General features: G+C 58.5%; 21 protein-coding genes and 1 tRNA gene. 12 read left to right on the top strand and 10 right to left on the bottom strand.

Features of this window, described 5'->3' with window-relative positions; translation table 11 throughout:
- The first annotated feature begins 166 nt into the window (after positions 1-166).
- Both R84865_RS01785 and R84865_RS01780 read left to right on the top strand, forming a co-directional pair.
- Positions 167-1,228: an HlyD family secretion protein gene (locus tag R84865_RS01785; protein ID WP_435638678.1), complete on the top strand. Its 1,062-nt coding sequence runs from the start codon at positions 167-169 to the stop codon at positions 1,226-1,228.
- On the top strand, positions 1,218-2,318 hold the full coding sequence (locus R84865_RS01780; protein WP_435638677.1) for a DUF2955 domain-containing protein: 1,101 nt from the start codon (positions 1,218-1,220) through the stop codon (positions 2,316-2,318). Before R84865_RS01785 ends, R84865_RS01780 begins: the two co-directional genes overlap by 11 nt.
- An 82-nt stretch (positions 2,319-2,400) precedes the next feature.
- On the opposite strand, the gene cfa is transcribed toward R84865_RS01780, so the two are convergent.
- Positions 2,401-3,552 carry a cyclopropane fatty acyl phospholipid synthase gene (cfa, locus tag R84865_RS01775; RefSeq protein ID WP_435632907.1) on the bottom strand — a complete coding sequence of 384 codons (1,152 nt, stop codon included), beginning with the start codon at positions 3,550-3,552 and terminating at the stop codon, positions 2,401-2,403.
- A gap of 449 nt (positions 3,553-4,001) precedes the next feature.
- Here cfa and R84865_RS01770 point away from each other — a divergent pair, with 449 nt between their 5' ends.
- Complete coding sequence (locus tag R84865_RS01770) at positions 4,002-4,304, top strand: MTH1187 family thiamine-binding protein (RefSeq protein ID WP_435632906.1); 303 nt, start codon at positions 4,002-4,004, stop codon at positions 4,302-4,304.
- Between the two features lie 310 nt (positions 4,305-4,614).
- Positions 4,615-5,919 carry a lipopolysaccharide biosynthesis protein gene (locus R84865_RS01765; protein WP_435638676.1) on the top strand — a complete coding sequence of 435 codons (1,305 nt, stop codon included), beginning with the start codon at positions 4,615-4,617 and terminating at the stop codon, positions 5,917-5,919.
- Positions 5,920-6,030: 111 nt separating this feature from the next.
- Here R84865_RS01765 and cobO read toward each other — a convergent pair whose 3' ends face one another.
- The gene (gene cobO / locus R84865_RS01760) at positions 6,031-6,633 is read right to left on the bottom strand and encodes a cob(I)yrinic acid a,c-diamide adenosyltransferase (protein ID WP_435632904.1); all 603 of its coding nucleotides are present in this window, start codon (positions 6,631-6,633) and stop codon (positions 6,031-6,033) included.
- Between the two features lie 162 nt (positions 6,634-6,795).
- Between cobO and serS the strand changes: the two genes are divergently transcribed.
- Both serS and cobA read left to right on the top strand, forming a co-directional pair.
- The gene (gene serS, locus R84865_RS01755) at positions 6,796-8,079 is read left to right on the top strand and encodes a serine--tRNA ligase (RefSeq protein ID WP_435638141.1); all 1,284 of its coding nucleotides are present in this window, start codon (positions 6,796-6,798) and stop codon (positions 8,077-8,079) included.
- A gap of 25 nt (positions 8,080-8,104) precedes the next feature.
- Positions 8,105-9,292 carry a uroporphyrinogen-III C-methyltransferase gene (gene cobA, locus R84865_RS01750; RefSeq protein ID WP_435638675.1) on the top strand — a complete coding sequence of 396 codons (1,188 nt, stop codon included), beginning with the start codon at positions 8,105-8,107 and terminating at the stop codon, positions 9,290-9,292.
- Positions 9,293-9,330: 38 nt separating this feature from the next.
- Here the strand turns inward: cobA and R84865_RS01745 are convergent, their stop codons facing one another.
- Complete coding sequence (locus tag R84865_RS01745; RefSeq protein WP_435632901.1) at positions 9,331-9,549, bottom strand: hypothetical protein; 219 nt, start codon at positions 9,547-9,549, stop codon at positions 9,331-9,333.
- A 3-nt stretch (positions 9,550-9,552) separates the two neighbouring features.
- Complete coding sequence (locus tag R84865_RS01740) at positions 9,553-9,933, bottom strand: hypothetical protein (RefSeq protein WP_435632900.1); 381 nt, start codon at positions 9,931-9,933, stop codon at positions 9,553-9,555.
- A gap of 548 nt (positions 9,934-10,481) precedes the next feature.
- Here R84865_RS01740 and R84865_RS01735 point away from each other — a divergent pair.
- Both R84865_RS01735 and R84865_RS01730 read left to right on the top strand, forming a co-directional pair.
- Positions 10,482-11,822: an MFS transporter gene (locus R84865_RS01735; RefSeq protein WP_435638674.1), complete on the top strand. Its 1,341-nt coding sequence runs from the start codon at positions 10,482-10,484 to the stop codon at positions 11,820-11,822.
- Between the two features lie 596 nt (positions 11,823-12,418).
- Complete coding sequence (locus R84865_RS01730) at positions 12,419-14,038, top strand: dihydroxyacetone kinase subunit DhaK (RefSeq protein WP_435638673.1); 1,620 nt, start codon at positions 12,419-12,421, stop codon at positions 14,036-14,038.
- An 81-nt stretch (positions 14,039-14,119) separates the two neighbouring features.
- Here the strand turns inward: R84865_RS01730 and R84865_RS01725 are convergent, their stop codons facing one another.
- Both R84865_RS01725 and R84865_RS01720 read right to left on the bottom strand, forming a co-directional pair.
- Positions 14,120-15,049: a bestrophin family protein gene (locus tag R84865_RS01725; protein ID WP_435638672.1), complete on the bottom strand. Its 930-nt coding sequence runs from the start codon at positions 15,047-15,049 to the stop codon at positions 14,120-14,122.
- 535 nt (positions 15,050-15,584) lie between these two features.
- Positions 15,585-15,669 (bottom strand) — tRNA-Leu (locus R84865_RS01720).
- A 120-nt stretch (positions 15,670-15,789) separates the two neighbouring features.
- Here R84865_RS01720 and R84865_RS01715 point away from each other — a divergent pair.
- The gene (locus tag R84865_RS01715) at positions 15,790-16,533 is read left to right on the top strand and encodes a ComFC family protein (RefSeq protein ID WP_435631723.1); all 744 of its coding nucleotides are present in this window, start codon (positions 15,790-15,792) and stop codon (positions 16,531-16,533) included.
- Here R84865_RS01715 and R84865_RS01710 read toward each other — a convergent pair.
- Positions 16,530-16,709, bottom strand: a complete 180-nt coding sequence (locus tag R84865_RS01710) for a hypothetical protein (RefSeq protein WP_435631722.1) — start codon at positions 16,707-16,709, stop codon at positions 16,530-16,532. The genes R84865_RS01715 and R84865_RS01710 overlap by 4 nt on opposite strands.
- A gap of 316 nt (positions 16,710-17,025) precedes the next feature.
- On the opposite strand from R84865_RS01710, the gene R84865_RS01705 reads away from it, so the two are divergent.
- The 3 genes from R84865_RS01705 to folE all read left to right on the top strand — a co-directional run bounded on the left by R84865_RS01705 (position 17,026) and on the right by folE (position 18,986).
- Positions 17,026-17,262 (top strand): hypothetical protein, encoded by a 237-nt coding sequence (locus R84865_RS01705; RefSeq protein ID WP_435631721.1) that lies wholly within the window; start codon positions 17,026-17,028, stop codon positions 17,260-17,262.
- Between the two features lie 26 nt (positions 17,263-17,288).
- The gene (locus tag R84865_RS01700; protein ID WP_435638671.1) at positions 17,289-18,272 is read left to right on the top strand and encodes a serine/threonine protein kinase; all 984 of its coding nucleotides are present in this window, start codon (positions 17,289-17,291) and stop codon (positions 18,270-18,272) included.
- A gap of 153 nt (positions 18,273-18,425) precedes the next feature.
- Positions 18,426-18,986 carry a GTP cyclohydrolase I FolE gene (folE, locus tag R84865_RS01695; RefSeq protein WP_435638670.1) on the top strand — a complete coding sequence of 187 codons (561 nt, stop codon included), beginning with the start codon at positions 18,426-18,428 and terminating at the stop codon, positions 18,984-18,986.
- A 177-nt stretch (positions 18,987-19,163) separates the two neighbouring features.
- Here folE and purH read toward each other — a convergent pair whose 3' ends face one another.
- The 3 genes from purH to dusB all read right to left on the bottom strand — a co-directional run bounded on the left by purH (position 19,164) and on the right by dusB (position 22,157).
- On the bottom strand, positions 19,164-20,750 hold the full coding sequence (gene purH, locus R84865_RS01690; RefSeq protein ID WP_435638669.1) for a bifunctional phosphoribosylaminoimidazolecarboxamide formyltransferase/IMP cyclohydrolase: 1,587 nt from the start codon (positions 20,748-20,750) through the stop codon (positions 19,164-19,166).
- A gap of 106 nt (positions 20,751-20,856) precedes the next feature.
- On the bottom strand, positions 20,857-21,159 hold the full coding sequence (fis, locus tag R84865_RS01685) for a DNA-binding transcriptional regulator Fis (protein WP_435631717.1): 303 nt from the start codon (positions 21,157-21,159) through the stop codon (positions 20,857-20,859).
- Positions 21,156-22,157: a tRNA dihydrouridine synthase DusB gene (gene dusB, locus R84865_RS01680; protein WP_435631716.1), complete on the bottom strand. Its 1,002-nt coding sequence runs from the start codon at positions 22,155-22,157 to the stop codon at positions 21,156-21,158. Before dusB ends, fis begins: the two co-directional genes overlap by 4 nt.
- Positions 22,158-22,377: the final 220 nt, after the last annotated feature.

Here is a 22,377-nt window from a genome sequence, read left to right as displayed (position 1 = left end):
ATGATGCGACGCATGGGGATCGCATCGTGGTGGGCAAGATAGTGTGCGCCTTGTCGCTCGCATAACCACTGATGCGCATAACAACGAGCAACACAGCGTAGATCGCTTTATTGGCAATCATATCGTTACAGATACCGTGAACTCTCTATAACACCGGAAACCGTGCATGACTCCTGAACAACGCTTTAACCGCTGGGTGCAGGCGGCACTCGTCGTGTTCGCGCTGGCCTTCGTGTATTTCATCATCGCCGATACCCATATGCCGCTCACGCCAGAGGCGCGTTTGCTGCGACTGGTAACGCCGGTGGCGCCGCAAGTGAGCGGACGCGTGACTGAGGTCGCGGTGCATAATAATCAGCACGTTGAGGAAGGGGCGCTGCTATACCGCATCGACGATCGGCCCTACCAATTGGCGCTGGCGCAGGCGCAGCTGAACCTCGAACAAGCGCAGCGTGAAAACCGCATGCTGGATGCCCAGATAGCATCGGCGCGTGCCGATCTGGAGGCGGCCAAAGCCACCGCCGCTAACAGTCTGCACGATTTGCAGCGCTATCGATCGCTGGCTGGGCAGAACAGCATCTCGCGACAGGTACGTGATCAGGCCGATGCCCGCTACCAGAGCGATCGTGCTGCGGTGGCAGCCAAGCAAGCGGCCGTTGAGCAGTTAATGGCGAATCGCGGCGAAGCGGGACGGAATAACCTGCGTTTGCGTCAGGCCGAAAACGCGGTCAGCACGGCGCAGCTCAATCTTAGGTACACCGAGGTACGGGCCGATACCTCAGGGGTGATTAGTAACCTGCAGTTGAGCGCGGGCGATTACGCCGCAACGGGGGCTGCCACGCTGGCGCTGGTCGGTGATATGCCTGACCTGACCGCTGATTTTCGTGAGAAGAGCCTGCGTACCAGCGCTGATGGCACCCGTGCTGCGGTGGTCTTCGATGGCTTGCCCGGGCAGGTGTTCAAGGCGCACCTGAGCGCGCGCGACGCAGGCGTTAAGGATGGTCAGTACATGGCCGACGGCACGCTGGCCGAACCGGTCAAGAGCGATCGCTGGGTGCGTGATGCTCAGCGCATGCGTGTTCATCTGGTGCTCGATCAGCGTCCCGATTCACCGCTCGCTACAGGCGCGCGCGCCACGGTGCAGCTGTATCCCGGCGATAACCCGGTTGCCCATCTTTTTGGCGCGCTGCAAATTCGCTTCGTCAGCTGGGTGCACTATGTCTACTGAGCCGCCGGCGCCTGCTTCGCGTGAAGGGCGCATAGCGCGTATCACGCGCGGTGATATCTTCCCGCTTCGTGATCATCCGCTGTCGGGCAACGATCTGCGCCAGTGCCTGCGTGCCGCCACGGCGTCGACGCTGGGCTTCGTTATCTGCAAGCTGTTTGGCCTCAACTTCGGGGTGTTCTTCTGTGTGTATCCGCTGCTGCTGACGGCATTGGTGCCGGTATTAACGGGCCACGTCGCGCGGCAGTTTTTAATCTCATCGATGATCAACAGCGTTGAAGTGGCGCTGATCGCCGGCTTCTTCAGCCATATGCCGGTGGTCATGACCGTGCTGGTGTTCCTGCTGTTTTACCTGCGTTTTCGCTTGATGAGCCGAGGAATGCTATTTCTGTTTGGCGCCAGCAGCATGGTGTCCTTGAGCGTGTGTTTCCACTTCGCCAGCTATCCAACGACGGACCTGCACGACCTGCTGGCGAGTTCCATGGCGGCCACGTCGCTGTCGGTGGTGTTGGGTTTTTTCGCCGCGTGGCTATTTCCCGATGTCGAACCGCGTCAACCGCCGCCGCCGGTCAACAAACCGCTATCGCGCATTCGTCACGAAACGTTGCTCGGTACCAGCTGCGCTACGCTGTCATTTGTGGTGTTTCAGGTATTCAATCTGCAGGATTCGCTGTCGGCGCAGGTGGCGACCATTCTGATTCTGTTTCCGATGCATTTTGAGGGCTTGAAGGTAGCGGCGCGCTGGCGATTGATCGGCATCATTATTGGCTGCTGCTACGGGCTGGTCGCGCAATTGGTGGTGTACGATGCCTTCAATAAGCTGCTGCTGGTGATCCCGCTATTATGGATAGGGCTGATGCTGACCGCGCGCATGCACGCGACCGAAAAGGTGGGCTCGGGCGTTGGCTTTGGTGCCATGACCACCATTGCCATTTTGTTTGGTCAGTACCTGCAGCCCAATCAGGACCTGATATACAGCGACCTGTACCGTATTACGTCGGTGGCGTTCGCCGTGAGTGTGACCGTGGTGGTGGCGTGGCTGATTCACCATTTTCTGAATCTGTTTCCCGGTACTCGCATGATTGTCGACTAGCGCCACATCTCCTGAGAATACCGAAAACGGCTAAACGCACGAAGGGAGCCATTTGGCTCCCTTCGCTGGTAGACGGCTAGCGTTAACGCGGCGCGTCGTAGCGGCCGGGCCGACGGTTCGAGAACACCACTTGCCATAGCTGAATATCGCGGGCGCGGAAGGCACCGGCGCAGATCAACAGGTAGTAGCGGAACATCCGGTAGGTACGCTCGTTGTAGTTGTGCTTGACCTCAGGCCAGGCGCGTTCAAAGCGCTCGTGCCACGCCATCAGGGTACGGTCGTAGTCGGCGCCGAAGTTTTGCCAGTCTTCCATCACAAAGAGATCTTCGGTGGGGCGAGAAATCTGCGCGATTGACGGTAGCACGCCATTGGGGAAGATGTATTTGTTGATCCAGGGGTCCGCGCCAATGCTGGTGCCGTTGCTGCCAATGGTATGCAGCACAAAAAGGCCATCGGGCTTAAGCAGCTTCTTGGCCGACTCGAAGTAGGTGCGGTAATTCTTGTGACCTACGTGCTCAAACATGCCAATCGAGACAATGCGATCGTACTCACCGGTCAAGTCGCGGTAGTCTTCGAGAATAATCTCGACCGGTAGATCCTTGCAGCGCTCGCGGGCGTATTCGGCCTGTTCCTTGGAAATGGTGATGCCGGTTACTTCACAGCCGTAGTGGGTCGCGGCATGGTAAGCGAAGCTGCCCCAGCCGCAGCCGATGTCCAGCACCTTCATGCCCGGCTCAAGTCCAAGCTTGCGCGCGGCCAGATCCAGTTTGTTCAACTGGGCCTGATGCAGATCGTCGGTGTCCTTCCAGTAAGCGCATGAGTAGCACATCGTCGAATCAAGCATACGCTCGAATAGATCATTACCCAGATCGTAATGCTGCTTGCCAACAATGAAGGCGCGCGTTTTGCTCTGCAGATTGATGAAGTTTGACTGCAACTGATACAGCGCACGCCGCAGCGGGCTTTCGGCGCGATCTCCCAGACCATGGTTGAGCAGGCGCAGAATCATTTCGTCGATCTGCTCGCAATCCCACAGGCCTTCCATATAGCTTTCACCGAGGGCCAGTGATCCGCCGCGCAGCACTTTGCCAAAAAAAGCGGGATCGTGTACCTGAATGTCCCACGGGTTGCTGCCATTGAATGTAATGCCGGAGCCTTCAAGGAGTGATTCTGCGATGCGCTTGCTTTGCGAATCGGGAAGCGGCCCCGACCCGTTGGCTGAGTTGCTTGCCATGTCCCTTTCCTGTTTTGTGGAATGTTCTGCGTGACTTAGCGACTGCTTCTGGCGCGGGGATTCAGGTAGCGATAGGGTGCCACTGCCTGAATGGCGGGAGATTGTTCGCTGTCTAATTGTCTTAAGGATAACAGAATTTGCCCATTCTGGCGGTATCCTAACGAGCGTATGGCTTGCTGCCTGCCTGCGCTGGCGTGCAAGCCCTAAGTAAATGTTAATTGAGTCGGGCGGTGTTAGGAACTCCCTATCGTTTGATCAGTCAAGCATAAGCGTAGATCGTTACGCGGAATTGCCCAGCGCCGTTTCAGCAGAGCCTTGCACCGCTGGCGCAACATTCGCAGCTAAAAACGCTTCGTGACCTAGTCTGACGAGTGGACGCCGTGTGCTGCGTTGGACAGCGCTGCATTGCTGAGCACGGTGCAGGTAAAAGTGAACAAAAGGGGCCAAGTATGAAGGTCATTATTGATATCTGTGTTATCCCGATGGGCGTGGGGCTATCGGTGTCTCCCTATGTAGCGGCCTGCCAGCGAGTGATTGAGGAGGCGGGGCTGAGTCATCGCATGCACGCGTACGGCACCAATGTCGAGGGCGACTGGGATGAGGTGTTCGCAGCGGTGAAGCGCTGTCACGAGGTTGTGCACGAGATGGGCGCGCCGCGCATCAATACTACGCTGAAGGTGGGAACGCGCACCGATCGTGCGCAAAGCATGCAGGACAAGATCGATAGCGTGACGCAAAAGCTTGAGCACTGAAGCCTGCGGACTGCGGGTTCAGGGCTGCAGGTTCAGGACTGCAGAAAAGGTGCGGTGTTACTGGGCATCTAGTGAAGGTGTCGCGCCTGACAGCATGCCAAGGCAAATCGAGGCATTGGGGATAAATGCGGCCTTGAGGTAGAATTTGCGCCGGCGCCAGGATGGATTCACTGTCTACCGCGCTAATGAACGCTGGCGCGACGCCGCTGGGTGGTCGCCTATCATCGGTCGTACGTCGTTAATATTGCACGCGTTGTTCAGCACGGCTGAGCGACCAGCGCGCTGTTTTCCTCTATCCCACAGGCTTTTCGTGAAGGATAACGTTTTCAAATCCATTATTCGCAACGCCTCGTGGCTGTTGTCGAGCAATATCGTGGGCGCGCTGTTTGGGCTGCTGGCACTCACCTGCGCGGGCCACGGCATGTCCAATGCTGCTTTCGGTACCTTGGTGGTGGTGCAGGCCTACGCCAAGGTGGTCAGTGACGTCGCCAAATTCCAGACCTGGCAAATGGTGGTGCGATTTGGTGCCCCGGCGCTGGCAAAAGGAGATTTGCAGCGCTTTTGTAACGTTACCAATTTTTCGTTCGGGCTCGATCTAATGAGCGGCGGTATTGCCACCGTTGCCGGCATGCTGCTGCTGCCGTGGCTGGGCCATGCGATGGGACTGGCGGCGTCGGATACCTGGCTAGCGCTGGGCTTCTGCACGCTGATTCCGTTCATGACCTCGGCTACCAGCACGGGCATTCTGCGTGCCATCGACCGCTTCGATCTGATTGCATTACAGCAGATGGTGAAGCCTGCCTTGCAGGCGGCAGGGAGCGTCGTTGCGTGGTACTTCGAGCTGGGTTTCGCCGGGTTCTTGATTACCTGGTACCTCACCGGGCTGGTAGGGAATCTACTGCTGTGGGGGGGGGCCATCTACGAACTGCGGCGGCAAGATATCAAAGGGGCGCTGCGCCCGCGCCTGTTTTCGGCGGCACGCTCGATTGAAACCTCGTGGAACTTCGTCTGGACCACCAATCTGGCGCATTCGGTGTATTCGCTGCGTAACGCTGGCAGTAACGTGATTGTCGGGGTGGTGTTAGGGCCAGCGGCGGCGGGACTTTTCAAGATCGCGACATCGTTTTTCAGTGCGGCAGGAATGCCTTCTGAACTGCTTGAGAAGAGCTTCTATCCTGAAATCATGCGCCTCGACCCAAGCAGCAAGCGTCCCTGGACATTGGCCATTCGCAGCGGCGCGCTGTCGTTCGGGCTAGGGCTGATAATGATTGTGCTGGTAGAGCTATTCGGCAAGTCGCTGATTTTGCTGGTATTTGGCGAGCGCTATGTTGAAGCCTTTGAATTGCTGCAGATTATGCTGTGGGCAGTGGTCATCTCGATGGCCGCCTTCCCGCTGGAATCCCTGCTGTACATGGCGCACCGTCAGCGCGACGCGCTGATCGCTGAAGGGCTAGGCGCGATCTGCTATATCGTGCTGCTGGTGCTGTGCATGCAAAACTTCGGGGTTGTTGGCGCGGCCTGGGCTTTTTTTGCCGGTCAGTGCATTAACGCGCTGTTCTTCCTGATTCCTGTGGTTCGCGCCTATCGACATCGGCACTCGCTAGTGCATGAATAAGCGCTCAAGCGCTGGCCTTGGTAGGGCGGCCCCACGCTGCGGGTTGGCATGCTGGAGCAGATGGCTCTGCTAATGGGCGCTAATCCAATACCGATACCGCGTGGAGCAGCATCAGTAGTCGATACCGCGTCGAGCCTTGAGGCCCTGGTTAAAGGCGTGGCGTGTCTCTGCCATCTCGGTCACGGTATCGGCCATCTCCACTAACTCGCGATGCGCGTTGCGACCAGTAATAATCACGCTTTGCTCGGCAGGGCGATGGGCCAGCGCACGCTTGACGCGCTGAATATCCAGATAGCCGAATTTGAGCATGTAGGTTAGCTCATCCAGTACCACCAGATAGCGGCTGGCGTCCGCGAGCATCGCTTCGGCCTTGGCCCAGGTGGCCTCGCAGGCCGCGCGATCGCTGTCGCGATTCTGGGTTTCCCAGGTAAAGCCGGTGGCCATGGTGGCAAGCTGAAGATTGGCATCTTCGGCCAGTTGCAGGCGCTCGCCGCACTCCCATTCGCCCTTGATGAACTGCACCACCGCTACGCCATAGCCATAGCCCAGTGCGCGTGCCACGGTGCCCCAGGCCGCAGTGGTCTTGCCCTTGCCGTTGCCGGTAAACACCAGCAGTAGTCCGCGCTCCTGTTGGGCATCGGCAATGCGCTGGTCAACATGGGCCTTGAGTTTCTGCATCGCGTTTTTATGGCGCGTGTTTCTGTCGTCGGTCATGGCGGTTTCTCGCTAAACAATCGGGCGGCTAAAGCTGTCGGTGGGCATCGGTGGCCCTGACAGGCGCGAATGAAGCATAGAGCTTCAGCGCGGTTTTCCTTACAATATCTGATCGGCGCGTCGCGCTGAAATACACTTCTTTGACTCTTTGGAACCAGACCAATGCTCGATCCTAAACTGCTGCGCAGCGACCCGCATGGCGTTGCGGCACGTCTCAAGACTCGTGGTTATCTCTTTGACGCAGAGCAGTTCTCCTCCCTTGAATCGCGCCGTCGCGAGCTTCAGGCAGAAGTTGAATCACTGCAGGGCGAGCGCAAGTCGAGTTCCAAAGCGATCGGTCAGGCCAAGGCGCGCGGGGAAGATGCCAGTGAGCAGATGGCAGCGGTAGAGGCGCTCAAGGAGAAGCTGGCGGCCGCCAGCGAGCAGTACGCTGACGTCCAGGCCGCGCTCGACGACATCGTGCTGGGGCTGCCTAACGTGCCGCACGAGAGCGTGCCGGAAGGCCGCGACGAAAACGACAACGTAGAGGTAGCGCGCTGGGGCACACCGCGCGAGTTCGATTTCGAGGTGCGCGACCACACCGATCTTGGCGAGCTGAACGGCGGTCTCGATTTTGAAACGGCGGCCAAGATTACCGGCGCGCGCTTTGTGGTGATGCGCGGTGAAATTGCCCGTTTGCATCGTGCTCTGGCGCAATTCATGCTCGACAAGCAAACGCTGGAACACGGCTATCTCGAGCACTATGTGCCTTATATCGTTAACACCGACTCCCTGCGCGGCACTGGCCAGCTGCCGAAGTTTGGCGAAGACCTGTTCGCACTCAACGTCGAAAACGATTTTCGCCTGATTCCGACCGCCGAAGTCCCGCTAACCAATCTGGTGCGTGACGAAATTATTCCTAGCGATCAGCTGCCGCTCAAGGTGACTGCGCACACCCCGTGCTTCCGCGCCGAAGCAGGCGCCTACGGCAAGGACACCCGCGGCATGATTCGCCAGCATCAGTTCGACAAGGTCGAAATGGTGCAGGTAGTGGCACCGGAGCACTCTTATGCGGCGCTCGACGAAATGGTCGGGCATGCGGCAGCAGTGCTGGAAGCGCTCAATCTTCCCTATCGCAAGGTGGCGCTATGCACTGGTGATTTGGGCGCCACTGCGGCCAAAACCTTCGATTTGGAAGTGTGGCTGCCCAGCCAGAACACCTATCGTGAAATCTCGTCGATTTCCAACACCGAAGACTATCAGGCACGTCGCATGCAAGCGCGCACGCGCGGCAAGGACGATAAGAAGCCACGGCTGGTGCATACGCTGAACGGCTCAGGACTGGCGGTGGGTCGCTGTCTGGTGGCGGTGCTCGAGAACTACCAGCAGGCCGACGGCTCGATCGATGTTCCTGAAGCGCTGCGCCCCTACATGGGCGGTATCGAGCGCATCAATCTGCCGCGCTAGGCGGCTGCATGGCAGGAAGCTACTGATGGCGCAGAACGTGATTACCTCGCTCGGCATGTTCGACCTCCACCTGTTTGGTGGCGGGCGCGATGCGCTGGCGCTGGCAGAGCGTTTGGAGCCGGTGGCGCTGTGTGTGCATGCCGATTCGCTGTGCGGTGCCATGCAGCGGTTAATGGAGGCACACGGCTGGGCGCGCGATGCGCGTTTTCCAAGCGCGCTGAAAGGGCAGTGCTGGCTGATTGCAACAGGCACTGAGCAGCGTGACAGTGAGCTGGTCGCTCAGGCAGAAGCAGCAGACATCGCATTTTATGCGCCACGATTTGCCGAGCGCAGTACGCTAAGGCTACCGCTTAATGTCACGGTGCCCAGCGCTCGCAGTGACCTTGAGCCAGGCGATTTTAGCCGTGGTCGAGTGAGTCTGGTGGGGGCCGGGCCGGGCGACCCCGAACTGCTGACCCTCAAAGCGTTAACGCGATTGCGCGAGGCCGAAGTGCTCATTCACGACCGCTTGGTCAGCGATGAGGTACTTGCGCTGGCGCCGCCGCAGGTAAAGCGCTTCTATGTTGGCAAGGCGCGGTCGCAGCATAGCGTGCCACAGGAAGGCATTAATCAGGCGCTGGTCGACTGGGCGCGCGCAGGCTATCGGGTGGTGCGGCTGAAGGGCGGCGACCCGTTCATGTTTGGGCGCGGCGGTGAAGAACTCGACGAGTTGGTCGATGCCGGTATCGAGTTTGAGGTGGTGCCCGGCATTACCGCTGCACTGGGGGTGGCGGCCTACGCCGGCATTCCGCTGACGCATCGCGACTACGCGCAGTCGGTGCGCTTTGTGACCGGACATCTCAAGAACGGCAGCGTTGATCTCGATTGGTACACGCTGGCGTCGGCGGGGCAAACGCTGGTGTTCTACATGGGGCTGGGCAGTCTCGCGACCATTGTCGAGCAGTTGGTGGCTCACGGGGCGCAGGGCTCGACGCCCATTGCGCTGGTCGAGCAGGGCACCACGGCTCGTCAGCGTGTGCACTGTGGCACCCTTGATGACATCGTGACATCGGTGGCCGACGTCGATATCGCGCCGCCCACGCTGATTGTGGTGGGTGAGGTGGTGGCGCTGCATTCGACGTTGCGCTGGTTCGATCGCCAGCGGGCCTCAAGTTTGGGCTGGCAGGATGGCAAGCATCCTTCGCCGCTCGAGCAGGTTGATAAGGGCCGTTAACGCTTCGTTGGCAGGGCGCTGATTCGGCGAGCCGATGCTCAGCCTATGTTGAAAAGGGCCTTGAAGCTGCTTTCCGACATAAACACGCCAAGCGCAATTCCTACCGGTACCATAAGCGCCACTGCAATGGTGATATACCACTGCAGCTCTTCCTGGCGCACGATCCGACGATAACGCTGTTGTTTGATACCGGGGCCGTTGCGGAGCAACCGCAGGTGCCGGCGGGTACGCATGTCGAACATCTGGCGCTTGAACACGGGCTATTTCCCTCGCGTAGATACTGACGAACTGGCGCTGCTGCTGTTACTCGGGCGCGTGCTGGTGGGGTGGTACGGCTGGGTGGGTTGAGCCAACTGCTGACGCGTTTGCTGAACGCGCTGATTGGAGCGCTGCAACTGCTGGGTGCGCTGGCTTCGATTGATGGTGCTGTCCGCTGAGTGATAACGCTGAGCGTTGCTCTGATTCATGAAGTGCTGCTGGCGTGCCTGATTGTACTGCAGGCTGCGGCTGCTTTGCTGGGCGCTACGATTTGCCTCGGTGGCGATGTTGTCGCTAGTGCTTTGGGCAAGCGCGCTGCTGCTACCGATAGCAAGCGCGAGGGTTGTGCAAAGCGTTGCGACTCGGGCGCGAGATAAATACATGGTGGTTTCCTTGGCAATGTGTTTGCCGCTATGGGATGTCCTCATGATAACGCGCTGCGGTGAAGGTGTCGTGCTTCCCCGCGTATTGTCTATGTTGAAGCGTGCCAGAGGCACTGCAACGGCATGGATATGCGCAAATAACGTAAAAAAATGTGTTGAGATACGAAACTTTTTGTATCAGCGCGGGTCTACGTAATAGCAAGATTCCTTCTGGGTATGTTGGCCCCTTGGTCTTCAAGGGGCCTCTCTTTTTCCCGCCGTTTCCTTCCTTCGTTTGGCGCTATTGCTAAGCAACGATTCCAGACACCTTCCCTTTCTGTGTATGCTCATAACGCATCACCTTCGCCTCTATCCGCTGTTCGCCTCATGGTGCGTGCTGGTAGAAAAAGCACGTTCAGCAAACGCAAGCATTAACGTCTCTCACTTGGCTAGTCGCCTTTAGGCGAATCTTCAGGTGTGCTAATTCGTAGTAACGTGACCGGTTTGGTAACGCTATCGCCCGCAAAGGGATGCCGTATAACAACGTATAACGCGCTAGAGCCTGATTAATGACTACTCCGACATCATCTGTGAAAGAGCAACACTCCGAAACGCGGACGCTGCGGCGTTCTGTGTCCAACACCCTCAAAGGGTCCGCTGGTAATTTGATCGAGTGGTACGACGTTTACGTCTATTCGGTGTTTGCTGTTTATTTCGAACACCACTTTTTCGCTCCGGGCGAAAAAAACTCAGCGATTTATGTGTGGGCCATCTTCGCCGCCACCTTCCTGATGCGGCCAATCGGCGCGTGGTACTTTGGCCGCTTCGCTGACCGCCATGGGCGGCGCAAAGCGCTAACGTTATCAGTAATGGTGATGGCGGCCTGCTCCTTTGTGATCGCTCTTGCGCCTACCGCGGCGACTATTGGTTCCGGCGCAGCGCTGGTGCTACTGCTGGCACGGCTGGTGCAGGGCTTCGCCACTGGCGGTGAATACGGCACCAGTGCGACCTATATGTCAGAGTCGGCGATCAAAGGCTGGCGCGGTTTTCTTTCCTCCTTCCATTACGTCACGCTGGTCGGTGGACAGGTACTGGCGCAGGTGGTGCTGTTGATCATGCTGCTGTGCTGCGATACCGAGCAGGTATCGAGCTGGGGCTGGCGCGTGGCGTTTGCGATCGGAGGATGCGGCGCGATTGGGGCCTTTATCCTCCGCCGCAGCATGGATGAGTCGCTTTCCTCGAACGCAGAAGAAGGCCAGCAGCGACGCCCGCAAGGCTCGATGCGCGAGCTTCTGGTCAATCAGTGGAAGCCGCTTCTGATCTGCTTTTTGGTAACAGCGGGCGGCACCATTGCCTTCTACACCTATTCGATTACAGGTCCGCGCATCATCCAGAGTAACTTTGCCGGCGGCAGTAAAATCGAAGGTACGGTGATTAACCTGTTGGTGTTGGTACTGCTGATGGTGCTGCAGCCGATCGGCGGTGCGCTGTCCGACAAGGTGGGACGTAAAGCGCTGCTGGTGTTCTTCGGTACCGGCGGCGTGCTTTACACCTGGTATCTGCTAACGGCGCTGCCCGAACAAAATACCTGGCTGTCGGCCTTTGTGACCTTAGGCATCGGCTTCGTGATTTTGACCGGATATACCTCGATCAACGCCTTGGTGAAGGCCGAGCTTTTCCCCGCGCACGTGCGGGCGCTTGGGGTTGGCTTTGGTTACGCAGTGGGTAATTCGGCCTTCGGCGGCACTGCACCGCTCTTGTATCAGGCAGCAATCAGCACCGACCACCTGAACGCCTTTATCACCTACGCGACGGCGATCATGGCGGTATCGTTGGTGGTGTACATCTTCTTTATCAAGGACAGCAAAGAAAGCCTGCTCGATGCACCGCACAGTTCCTCTCACCATTAACTGCGCGGGTATTACTTTCCCGACATAGCAAAAGAAGAAGCGGCGCATCAGCGCCGCTTTTTTTGTGAAACGCGAGGGGCGAGCGAGTGTGCAACGCCGCGGATCACGCGCAGCCGACACCAATTGGCGATGGGTTAAAAAGGAGCGAGTGGCTGGGCGGGTTTGGGAGAAAGGCAGGGGCCTTCAGGCTCAGCGAGGTAGCCGCGTGTACGAGAGGTATGTTGAGGCTGAGCATGACGATGCGAGTAGACGGAGAATTCCGCGCGCAAGCGCGGTAGCGGTGTGCGAGAAGGGATACGCTGCCGGCTGAGCGAGTTGGTGCGTTAGCGCGTAGGAACCGGGCCTTCAGGCTTAAGCGGGTTTCGGTGTGTTCGAAAGGGCAGGCCGGAGGCGGAGCGAGATGAACTGAGGGGACCTTCAGGCGTAAGCGCAGTGATGGTGTGCTGGTGGGGCAGCAGAGGCGGTTAGTGGTGATGGCGTGTGCGATCAGGCAGTGGGACGATGGTCGAACTGATGTGCGAGGCGCTTTACAGCGACGCTCGCTGACGCTCAGGATTTGATCTAGTCGATTGCCGGAATTTTCACTGGAGCGTGACATGACCTCTTTTCTTGATAATACCCACGATGTGGTGGGAGCGGTGCTGGATGGTGTTTTGCTTTCGCCGGAGTTGGTAGAGCTATCGACCGAGGGCGGTGGTCGTGTGGTGCTGCGTAACGATTGGCGCAGTGATAACGGCCAGGTAGCGGTGCTCTCTGGCGGAGGCGCGGGGCACGAGCCTGCGCATGCCCGCTTCGTCGGGCCAGGCATGCTGACCGGTGTGATTGTTGGGGAAGTGTTCGCTTCGCCCAGTGTAGGTGCCATTGAAAGTGCTATCGAAGCCGTTACCGGAACGGCGGGCTGCCTGCTGGTGGTCAAGAACTACACCGGTGATCGGCTTAATTTCGGTTTGGCTGCCGAGCGCTGTCGGGCCAAAGGGCTGAAGGTGGAAGTGGTGCTGGTCGGTGACGACGTGTCGCTTGAGGGGATGCAGCATCCGCGCGGTCTTGCCGGTACCGTGCTGATCCACAAGATTGCTGGGTTTTACGCCAGCAAGGGGGCGTCGTTGGCGAGCGTTGCCGAGCGTGCACGCGACAGTGCACAGCGGCTGCGCACGGTGGGCCTGGCATTGGCTCCCGCGCAGATGCCGGGGCAGTCCGCTCCCAAACAGCAGCCTGCGCTGGGGCTGGGCATCCATAACGAGCCAGGAGCCCATTACACCAACGTGACTTCCGCTCGGGACGCGGTTCAGCAGGTGGTTGCCGCGCTCAAGCTGCCACGCGAGGAAGGCAACTGGATCGTCGCGCTCAATGATTTAGGCGGCTGCTCCCCGCAAGAGAGGGAGGTGTTGGCAGCGGCGCTGGTCGCCGAACTGGGGCATAGCGCTATCGATCTGCTGATCGGTCCAGCGGTGATGATGAGCGCGCTCGGCATGCACGGCTTCTCGGTCACTACGCTTCCCAGCACTCCGGAGTTGATCGAAGCGCTGTCGGCACCGGTCAACGTGAGCGCCTGGCCCGCCGCGATTTCGCCTCAACAGCCGCAGCACCGCCAGGCGCCCGAGTCACACGACAACCCCATCGATCCTGACCAGCCGCGTGATAACGCCATTGAAGCGACACTTTCCAACGTCGCCAAGACGCTGATTGACCATACCGATGACCTGAATGCGCTGGACGGTCACAGCGGTGATGCCGATGCAGGCAGTACCTTCGCCGCAGGTGCCAATGCCCTGCTGAAAGCGCTTGAGCAGGAACAGCTGAGCAGCGGTGATGCCGCGCTTCTGACCGCGCAGCTCGCGCGCCTGCTCGAGCGCAGCATGGGAGGCTCCAGCGGCATTCTGCTATCGATGCTGCTGACCGCCGCCAGCGCGTCACTCAGCGCAGGCAAATCACTGCCCAACGCTTTGGCCAATGGCATCGAGAAAGTCACCTACTATGGCGGAGCACACCAAGGCGACCGCACCATGCTCGACGCGCTTATCCCCGCGGTAGCGCTACTGCAGCAAGGAAAATCGCTTCAGCAAGCAGCGCACGCCGCCCACCAAGGCGCCGAGCATACTGCCCAGATGAAAGCCACCGCAGGCCGAGCCGCCTATGTACCGGAAGATGTCCAGAAAGGGCATATGGACCCCGGCGCCAAAGCGATTGCGCTGATCTTTGCCGCATTAGCGGAGTGATGAGAAGGGGCGCGCATATAAGAGGTACTGCCCCATCAGCCTTCTGAGAAAGACGCTGAAGGGGCAGCAGTCGTTCAGCGGCTAATTCACTATGTAGCCGCGTCCCGTTAGCGGTGCGGGAGCGTCCAGCGGACTGTCTACCGCTTGGAGGGTTTCTATTTCCAACTGTCGCGTCATGGCGTCGATTGGCAGACTGTTGGTGTCGCGGCTAAAGGGCGAAGCGAGTTCTTCTGACAGCGCGTCGAACCCGAAAAACGTATAGGCCACCAGCGCGGCAACGATGGGAGTGGCCATGCCAATTGAGGCCACCAAGCCCCAAGGCAACAGCACGCAGTAGGCATAGGCGGTGCGATGCAGAAGCAGCATATAGGCGAAGGGAATCGGCGTCGTCAGAATGCGCTCGCAGGCACAGTAGTCTTCCGACAGCTGATTGAGGCATCGATTGATATCTCGCAGCGAAACGCTATCAATCAGCCCTTGCCGGTGCCATTTCCCTAGCTCACGCCCCATTATCTGCAAGATAGCAACGGCGTTATTACTGCGTGTTTCCAGCAAGGCACTATCTTCAGCCGTCAGGAAGCGTGCGGCCTCGAACTCGTTATGGTTCGGGCGAAGGCGACGGTTCACGGCATAAATAAAGGCGATGTTAAGGCGAGCAATCCGCGTTCTGCACGCGCGGCTGAGCTCATCTTCGGCGCAGAAAAAGGTGTTCATCTGACGGTGCAGGTTACGGCTGGAGAACATCAGCGATCCCCAAATTTTCCGTCCTTCCCACCATCGTTCGTAGCTGGCGTGGTTCCTGAATCCCAAAAACAGCGAGAGCGATATACCCAGCAACGTAAAGGCTGTCACGCTCGACACGGAAAATAGCTCAGGGTAATAGCGGTGCAGCACGGTGGCGACTATAGCCAGCACCAGAATAGCGACAACCTTGGGTAGCGTTTTGGGGAGAATCGATCCCTGCATAACGAAGAAGAGGCGCCAGAACCCCGGAGTTTCGCGCACAACCATCTGCAATAGCTCCCCAGATAGGCAATGGTATTAATAGAAAGGGCATCGATTATGGCCCTCGCGCTCTGAACAATCCAATGGCGCTTTAGGCGAGTACGGGAAAAACCGGCCGGCTCAAGATTGTCGGTGGCAAAGCTTGGCTTCTTCCGCTGCCAAGCAACTATGCAAACGGCGCTCTGTGAAGATCATTGTCGCGAAGGCTCTAGAGATTTTCGAAAGACCAGTAGCGGTTATCAGCTCTCGATTGGCCCAACGTTTAAAAGCGTCGGTGAGTGCACTGGTGTCGTAGGGGATACGGTCAAGACGTGAGGCGCTGGCTCGAGGGAGTGGTGACAGTGCCTGATAGAGGATTTCACGTCTCTCTCTGCACCTAATGGCTATCTCCGTGTACACAGACTTTTTGTGTACACCACAGTGTACAGGGCGAGTCAGTATAACCACGGATTTCAACGAACAACAGAGAACTACGAAAAGGCAAGGAAGTCAGTACTGGCGGGAGTTTGCGGACGACAACGAACATCCGCGAACTAAAATATGGTGCCGACCGAGAGACTCGAACTCTCACACCATAAGGCACTAGAACCTAAATCTAGCGTGTCTACCAATTCCACCAGGTCGGCGCGCTGCGCATTATGCCTAGCCATATCGCGAATCGCAAGACTGATTTTGCTAACGGCCTAAATTCACGCCAGTTTCTGCCGAATGTCGCCTTCGTGAATGGCGATTAAAAGGCGTACAAAATGGAATTATTCGGGTGGCACGAGCGGCTCTTGCTGCGCTGGCTGCCGGGCTTTTGCCCACTGTGTCGCGGTAGGGCAATGGTGGGGCTGCCGTGGTGTGAACGTTGCTTCAGGGCGTTGCCGCGTAATGATCACGCGTGCTGGTTGTGCGCGGTGCCGATGGCTGAACACGCAGCGGCAGTGGGGCAACGGGAGTGCGAGCGCTGTCAGGTTGCGCCGGGGCTGTTGCACCAGTGTTGGGTGCCATTGGTGCTGCAGCATGAAGTCGAGTGGTTGGTGCGGCGCTATAAAAGCAGCGGCAATTTGCATGCAGGGCGGCTGCTGTTGGAGCTGGCGTTAAGCGTGCTTAGCGCCGCTTCACCAAGCGAGCGTTTGGAGTCGCTGTGGCAGTGCGAGGCGATTGTGGCGGTGCCGCCGGATGTGATCCGCCAGCGTCAGCGTGGTTTCGATCACGTCCAGTGGTTGGCAAAACGTTTGGCGAAGGCGCTGGGGAAACCGCTGCTAGCGGCGAAGCGGCGCTACAGCGTGGGTAGTCAGCGCGGCCTGCGGCGTGAAGAGCGGTGGCGCAATATCAGTGATCTTTTTGCGATTAGCGGGCCGTTGCCAGCCAGGGTGCTGCTGTTCGATGATGTGATGACGACCGGTGCCACCCTGGAGGTGCTGGCCCGCGCTTGTTTCGAGGCAGGGGCCGAGTGGGTCGGGGGGCTAGCGCTGGCGCGTACCCCCGCGGCCAAACACGCTTAGGACGTGCGTCTGCCCCGCTTGCGACGATTGCGCGCATGGCGGGTGGAAGGATGAGGGAATATCCAGAACTTCCCTACAATCAGCATCACTACTACGAAAATGGCTAAGGCTCCGCCAATATAAGGGAGCACCTGCATCAGCCACTCAATCGGCGCTTGAGAATCGGCGACGATCATCAATTACTCCTTGAAACAGCACGTACTCTCCATACGTGTACGTGCGATCTGTGCGAATGCTGCGTTATTGTGCAGAGCGGCTCTCCCATGAATGGCCATTAGCGGCGCATTGGTTGGGGGCTGCTCTTGAAGCTCGCTGAACACTAAACTGAGCCTTTAATCGATCCCGAAGTCTACCGGTAACAAAAAGCGCCGTCGATGCCCAGACGTCTTGTAGGGGTATCTAAAGCGCGAGTAATACGCATAAGTAGAAGCGATTCATGATGATATTAAGACTATGTAAAGAAAACTCAGATGTCGAAAGGTGGCAAGCATCATGCTAACGCTGCCTTCCCTTTTGGGCGTAGTGCTGCTGGTCGTGGCGCTGTTGGTCACTCTGCTGTGCTGGGGGCGCTGGCGTTATCGTAACGGTCGCTGGTGGCCGCTGGCCGATGCGCCATCGCAGCGACTCTCGTTTGCACGTGAAGTGAAGACGGCGGCCTTTATTGCCTTCGCGGTCGCCATCCTCGTCACAATGGTTCTTCATTACCGGCTTGGGGCTGGGCTACACTGAGTCTTTTGCACGTTAAGGGCTTGCTCATGGCTTCTCTCTCCCCGCCGTTCTCCGACTTAAGCCCATCGCGCATGGTGCGCGCCATTGAGGACGCCGGTTTCGGTATTGGCTCAGAACCCTTCGCACTGAATAGCTATGAAAATCGCGTGTATGCCTTCCGCGATGAAGACCTTACGCCGTGGGTCGCCAAGTTTTACCGCCCAGAGCGCTGGAGCGATGCCGCCATCGCAGACGAGCACCGACTGTTGGGGCAATTAGCGTCGGCGGGCGTGCCGGTGGGGGACGTATGGCGCAATGCGGAGGGTGTCAGCCTGTTCCACGTGGAAGGGCAGCGTTTGGCGCTGTTTCCTCAACTGCGCGGTCGTGCGCCTGAGCTGGATGACATGGGGCAGCTATTTGCGCTGGGGCAAACCATTGGCCGGCTGCATGCCAGCAGTGCCTCGCTATCGCTGCCGCACCGGCCGCGCTTTGACGCTGCCAGCCTATGCAAGGAAAGCCGCGATGCGGTGCTGTCCAGCGGACGCTTAAGCGGCACCACCCGCGATGATTACGCTGCTGTATCCGAGGCGATTGTGCGCACGATCGGTCGCATGTCGCTGCCAAACGTGGCCTCTATCGCCGTGCATGGCGATTGCCATCCGGGCAATATCCTCGGTGATGGTGAGCAGTTTGCGTTGGTCGACTTCGACGATTGCGGCTACGCACCTGCGGTGCAGGACCTGTGGATGCTGCTAAGCGAGCATCACGAACAGGACATGCAGGCGCAGTTATCCGAAATTATCGAAGGGTACGAAGAGTACCGTGAGTTTGACCGCCGTGAGTTGGCGTGGATTCCGCTGCTGCGTACCTGCCGCTTGATGCGCCACAGCGCCTGGATTCTCAATCGCTGGCATGATCCCGCTTTCCCGCAAGCATTTCCGTGGATGGAATCGAGTGATTTCTGGCGTGATCACGTGCGCGCGCTGGAAGTACAGCGACTCGGCCTGGAACAGCCGCAATGGCTGGCCTAGCGCATTTTGGCATGCTGCTGTCGGTAGCAAAGGCTGTTGCTGGGCGAGTGTGTCCGAAAAGGGCGAAATCAGCTAGAATGCTGCCATCATTGTGTGCGGCCACCGCTCTCAGCGAGGGTCGCCACCTCTCCGCTTTTTTGTTTGGAAGTATTCATGAGTGACGATTTTCTGGCGGGACATTACCGCGAGATTTTGAGCAATATCGGTGAAGATCCGCAGCGTGAAGGGCTGCTCGACACGCCAGAACGCGCCGCCAAGGCGATGCAGTATCTCACCCGCGGCTATCATCAATCGCTGGATGAAATCGTTAACGGCGCGGTGTTTTCCTCCGCCAGCGACGAACTGGTAGTGGTCAAGGATATCGAGCTCTATTCCCTGTGCGAGCACCATATGCTGCCCTTTATCGGGCGCTGCCATATTGGCTATATTCCGCAGGGCAAGGTGCTGGGACTGTCGAAGTTTGCGCGCATCGTCGATATGTACGCGCGTCGCCTGCAAATTCAGGAAGAGCTGACCCATCAGATTGCCACTGCCATTGAGGCGGTGACCGGTGCCGCGGGGGTAGCGGTAGTGGTGGAAGCTCAGCATATGTGCATGATGATGCGCGGCGTGCAGAAGCAGCACGCCAGCATGAAAAGCTCGGTAATGCTGGGTAGCCTGCGCAGCAACCTGGACATGCGCCGGGAATTTTTAGCCATGGTGGGTAATCGTTAAGCAAGCAGTACTCCTATTAAGCAAAAAGCCGCCGTCCCGTTTTAGGGGCGGCGGCTTTTTTTGCTAGCGCATAGCCAAGCGTGGATGGCTCGCGGGCTCTGCGTATTCGCACGCTACGCAGTGCGGGCGCGCTAGTCTCATCTTATTGATTCGAACGCGCCCGCTGTGCAGTTGCCGTTAGTGGCGGAAGTGGCGCATGCCGGTGAAGACCATCGCGATACCCGCGTCGTCGGCGGCCTGGATGACTTCATCATCGCGAATCGATCCGCCGGGCTGGATCACTGCGCTGATGCCTGCGGCAGCAGCGTTATCAATGCCATCGCGGAAGGGGAAGAAGGCATCGCTGGCCATTACCGAACCCGCAACTTCCAGCCCTGCCTGCTCAGCCTTGATCGCCGCAATACGCGCGGAGTTCACGCGGCTCATCTGGCCCGCGCCAACGCCGATGGTCTGGCGCTCCTTGGCGTACACAATCGCGTTGGATTTAACGAACTTGGCAACCTTCCAGGCGAAGATCAGGTCGTGCAGCTCACGTTCGGTGGGGGCGCGCTGCGTCACTACTTTTAGCTCGTCGGCGTTGATCATACCGATGTCACGGCTCTGCACCAGCAGGCCGCCGTTCACGCGCTTGTAGTCCCAGCCGGCGCTGCGCTCAGCGGGCCATTCTCCACATTCCAGCAAGCGCACGTTTTTCTTCGAGGCAACCGCATCACGCGCTGCTTGGCTAATGCTGGGCGCAATGATCACCTCGACGAACTGCTTGGCCACGATGGCAGCGGCGGTATCGCCGTCCAGCTCGCGGTTGAAGGCGATAATGCCGCCGAAGGCCGATTCGGGATCGGTGGCAAAGGCGCGCTGATAGGCACTGAGAATGCCGCCTTCGCTGTCGGGCACCACCGCAACGCCACAGGGGTTAGCGTGTTTTACGATCACGCAGGCGGGCTTGCTGTAAGCCTTGACGCATTCCAGCGCGGCGTCGGTGTCGGCGACGTTGTTGTAGGAAAGCGCCTTGCCCTGCAGCTGCCGAGCGGTAGCGATGGAGGCTTCCTTGGGCGCTGCTTCAGCATAGAAGGCTGCGCTCTGATGCGGATTTTCGCCGTAGCGCATCTCTTCACGCTTGACGAAACGCTCGCCCCAGGTGCGCGGGAACTGCGTTTCTTCATCCTCTACCTTACGCCCCAGGTAGGCGGCAATGGCTGCATCGTAGCCTGCGGTATGCTCAAACGCCTTCACTGCCAGATCGAAGCGCAGCGCGTGATCGATGCCGCCGTCCTGATCGGCCAGCGCTTGAATGACGCGCGGGTAGTCGCCGCTATCGACCACGATAGTGGTATAGGCGTGGTTCTTGGCGCAGGCGCGCACCATGGTAGGGCCACCGATATCGATGTTTTCGATGGCGTCTTCCAGGCTGCACTCCGGGTTCGCCACGGTGCGCTCGAAGGGGTAAAGATTAACGATCACCATATCAATCGGGCCGATATCGTGAGCCTTCATGACGTCATCGTCCTGACCGCGACGCGCCAGAATTCCGCCATGAATCTTCGGGTGCAGCGTTTTTACTCGACCGTCCATTATCTCGGGGAAGCCGGTGTAATCGGACACTTCGCGCACTGCGATGCCTTCGCTGGCGAGCAGTTTGTAGGTGCCGCCGGTCGATAGCAGCTCTACACCACGCTCGGTGAGCGCGCGTGCCAGATCAACAATGCCGGTTTTATCGGAAACGCTGAGCAGCGCACGACGGATAGGAGTAATGGAAGAACTCATGCAAGACTCTTTGGATGGGTTGGGTAAGTAGTCGCTCCGCCAAGCGGGCGGGTCACGGTAAAACGAAGGAAGGCGAAGCCTGAGCGGGCCTCGCCTTCGAGATGCGTTAGAGCAATCCGTACTGTTTCAGTTTTTTCCTGAGGGTGCCGCGATTGAGCCCCAGCATCTGCGATGCGGCCGTCTGGTTGCCGTTAACATGCTCCATCACACTGGCCAGCAGCGGTGCCTCTACTTCGGTAATCACCATCTGATAAAGATCGCTGACGCTTTCGCCATCCAGATGGGTGAAGTAGCGATCCATAGTCATGGCGACCGTTTCGCGCAGCGTCGTGTGCTCACTCTGTGAGTGATTGGACGGAGCCTGAGTGATGGCCTCGTAGGGCGGGGGAATAGTGATTCGTTCATTCATTGGAGCGTACTTCCGTCGGGCAAGTGCATCGACGCTTGGTCAAAAAAGTGATCGAGAAAGTCGAGCTGATCTTGTTCGTTGTCGAGCGTGTTGAAAGTGGCGCGTGCTTCGCGGCCCTCGGCGAGGGTGCTGAGATACCACCCCACGTGCTTGCGAGCGACCCTCACGCCCATGAAATCACCATAGTGCTCGTGCAGCGCATTGAGGTGATGGCGCATGGTGTTCAATCGCTCTTCATTGCTGGGCGGTGCCAGATGCTCGCCATAGCTCAGATAGTGCTGTATCTCACGGAAAATCCACGGATTGCCTTGCGCAGCACGGCCAATCATTACGCCATCGGCGCCGGTATAGGCCAGCACCTGTGCCGCCTTGGCGGGGGAGTCGATGTCGCCATTGGCGATCACCGGAATATTCACTGCCTGTTTGACGGCGCGGATGGTGTCGTATTCCGCTTCCCCCTCAAACTTCTGGTCGCGAGTTCGCCCGTGGACGGCAATGGCCTTGATACCCAGCGACTCAGCGAGCCGTGCAATTCGTACGCCGTTGCGGCTATCGCTGCTCCAGCCGGTGCGGATTTTCAAGGTGACCGGCACGCTAACGGCGCTGACCACTGCCTCAAGAATTTCGCCTACCAGCACTTCGTCACGCATTAGCGCTGAGCCCGCCGCTTTATTACACACCTTTTTGGCCGGACATCCCATATTGATATCGATGATTTCGGCACCGTGCTCGGCATTGGCCTGGGCGGCGTCGGCCAGCATCTCGGCATCACCACCGGCAATTTGTACTACCCGTGGTCCGGTTTCACCGCGATGATCAAGGCGCAGCCGTGACTTGGGGGTATGCCAGAGACGTCGGTCGGACGTCAGCATTTCCGACACCGTAATGCCGGCCCCAAGCGCTTTGCACAACTTGCGAAACGGGCGGTCTGTAACGCCTGCCATGGGCGCCAACAACAGACGATTTTCGAACTGGTGGGGGCCAATTTGAAAGGGCATGACGTATCCGCGGATCGCTTCGACAGCAGTGGTGAATTAAGGGGGACTTATGATAGCGCCAAGTGGCGGGCAATTGAAGGCGCGTTGAGACCAAAGTGATCAAAAAATATTCAATTTGAGAATGCCTTTGCCTGCAAAGGCTGCGCTTTTTCACGGCGCTCAAGGCAGAGCGCCGCTGTTTTCAGGCTATTTATTTACGGCTCACTCGCGCTGACGATGC

Origin of the sequence: Carnimonas bestiolae, assembly GCF_051251145.1 — a bacterium.
Classification (GTDB): domain Bacteria; phylum Pseudomonadota; class Gammaproteobacteria; order Pseudomonadales; family Halomonadaceae; genus Carnimonas; species Carnimonas bestiolae.
Note: the sequence above shows the minus strand (reverse complement) of the source record. Positions and strands in the feature narration are given on the sequence as shown.

Coding starts and splice junctions, on each gene's coding strand:
- R84865_RS01785 (WP_435638678.1), top strand. CDS start 167: ATGACTCCTGAACAACGCTTTAACCGCTGGGTGCAGGCGGCACTCGTC.
- R84865_RS01780 (WP_435638677.1), top strand. CDS start 1,218: ATGTCTACTGAGCCGCCGGCGCCTGCTTCGCGTGAAGGGCGCATAGCG.
- cfa (WP_435632907.1), bottom strand. CDS start 3,552: ATGGCAAGCAACTCAGCCAACGGGTCGGGGCCGCTTCCCGATTCGCAA.
- R84865_RS01770 (WP_435632906.1), top strand. CDS start 4,002: ATGAAGGTCATTATTGATATCTGTGTTATCCCGATGGGCGTGGGGCTA.
- cobO (WP_435632904.1), bottom strand. CDS start 6,633: ATGACCGACGACAGAAACACGCGCCATAAAAACGCGATGCAGAAACTC.
- serS (WP_435638141.1), top strand. CDS start 6,796: ATGCTCGATCCTAAACTGCTGCGCAGCGACCCGCATGGCGTTGCGGCA.
- cobA (WP_435638675.1), top strand. CDS start 8,105: ATGGCGCAGAACGTGATTACCTCGCTCGGCATGTTCGACCTCCACCTG.
- R84865_RS01740 (WP_435632900.1), bottom strand. CDS start 9,933: ATGTATTTATCTCGCGCCCGAGTCGCAACGCTTTGCACAACCCTCGCG.
- R84865_RS01735 (WP_435638674.1), top strand. CDS start 10,482: ATGACTACTCCGACATCATCTGTGAAAGAGCAACACTCCGAAACGCGG.
- R84865_RS01730 (WP_435638673.1), top strand. CDS start 12,419: ATGACCTCTTTTCTTGATAATACCCACGATGTGGTGGGAGCGGTGCTG.
- R84865_RS01725 (WP_435638672.1), bottom strand. CDS start 15,049: ATGGTTGTGCGCGAAACTCCGGGGTTCTGGCGCCTCTTCTTCGTTATG.
- R84865_RS01715 (WP_435631723.1), top strand. CDS start 15,790: ATGGAATTATTCGGGTGGCACGAGCGGCTCTTGCTGCGCTGGCTGCCG.
- R84865_RS01710 (WP_435631722.1), bottom strand. CDS start 16,709: ATGATCGTCGCCGATTCTCAAGCGCCGATTGAGTGGCTGATGCAGGTG.
- R84865_RS01705 (WP_435631721.1), top strand. CDS start 17,026: ATGCTAACGCTGCCTTCCCTTTTGGGCGTAGTGCTGCTGGTCGTGGCG.
- R84865_RS01700 (WP_435638671.1), top strand. CDS start 17,289: ATGGCTTCTCTCTCCCCGCCGTTCTCCGACTTAAGCCCATCGCGCATG.
- folE (WP_435638670.1), top strand. CDS start 18,426: ATGAGTGACGATTTTCTGGCGGGACATTACCGCGAGATTTTGAGCAAT.
- purH (WP_435638669.1), bottom strand. CDS start 20,750: ATGAGTTCTTCCATTACTCCTATCCGTCGTGCGCTGCTCAGCGTTTCC.
- fis (WP_435631717.1), bottom strand. CDS start 21,159: ATGAATGAACGAATCACTATTCCCCCGCCCTACGAGGCCATCACTCAG.
- dusB (WP_435631716.1), bottom strand. CDS start 22,157: ATGCCCTTTCAAATTGGCCCCCACCAGTTCGAAAATCGTCTGTTGTTG.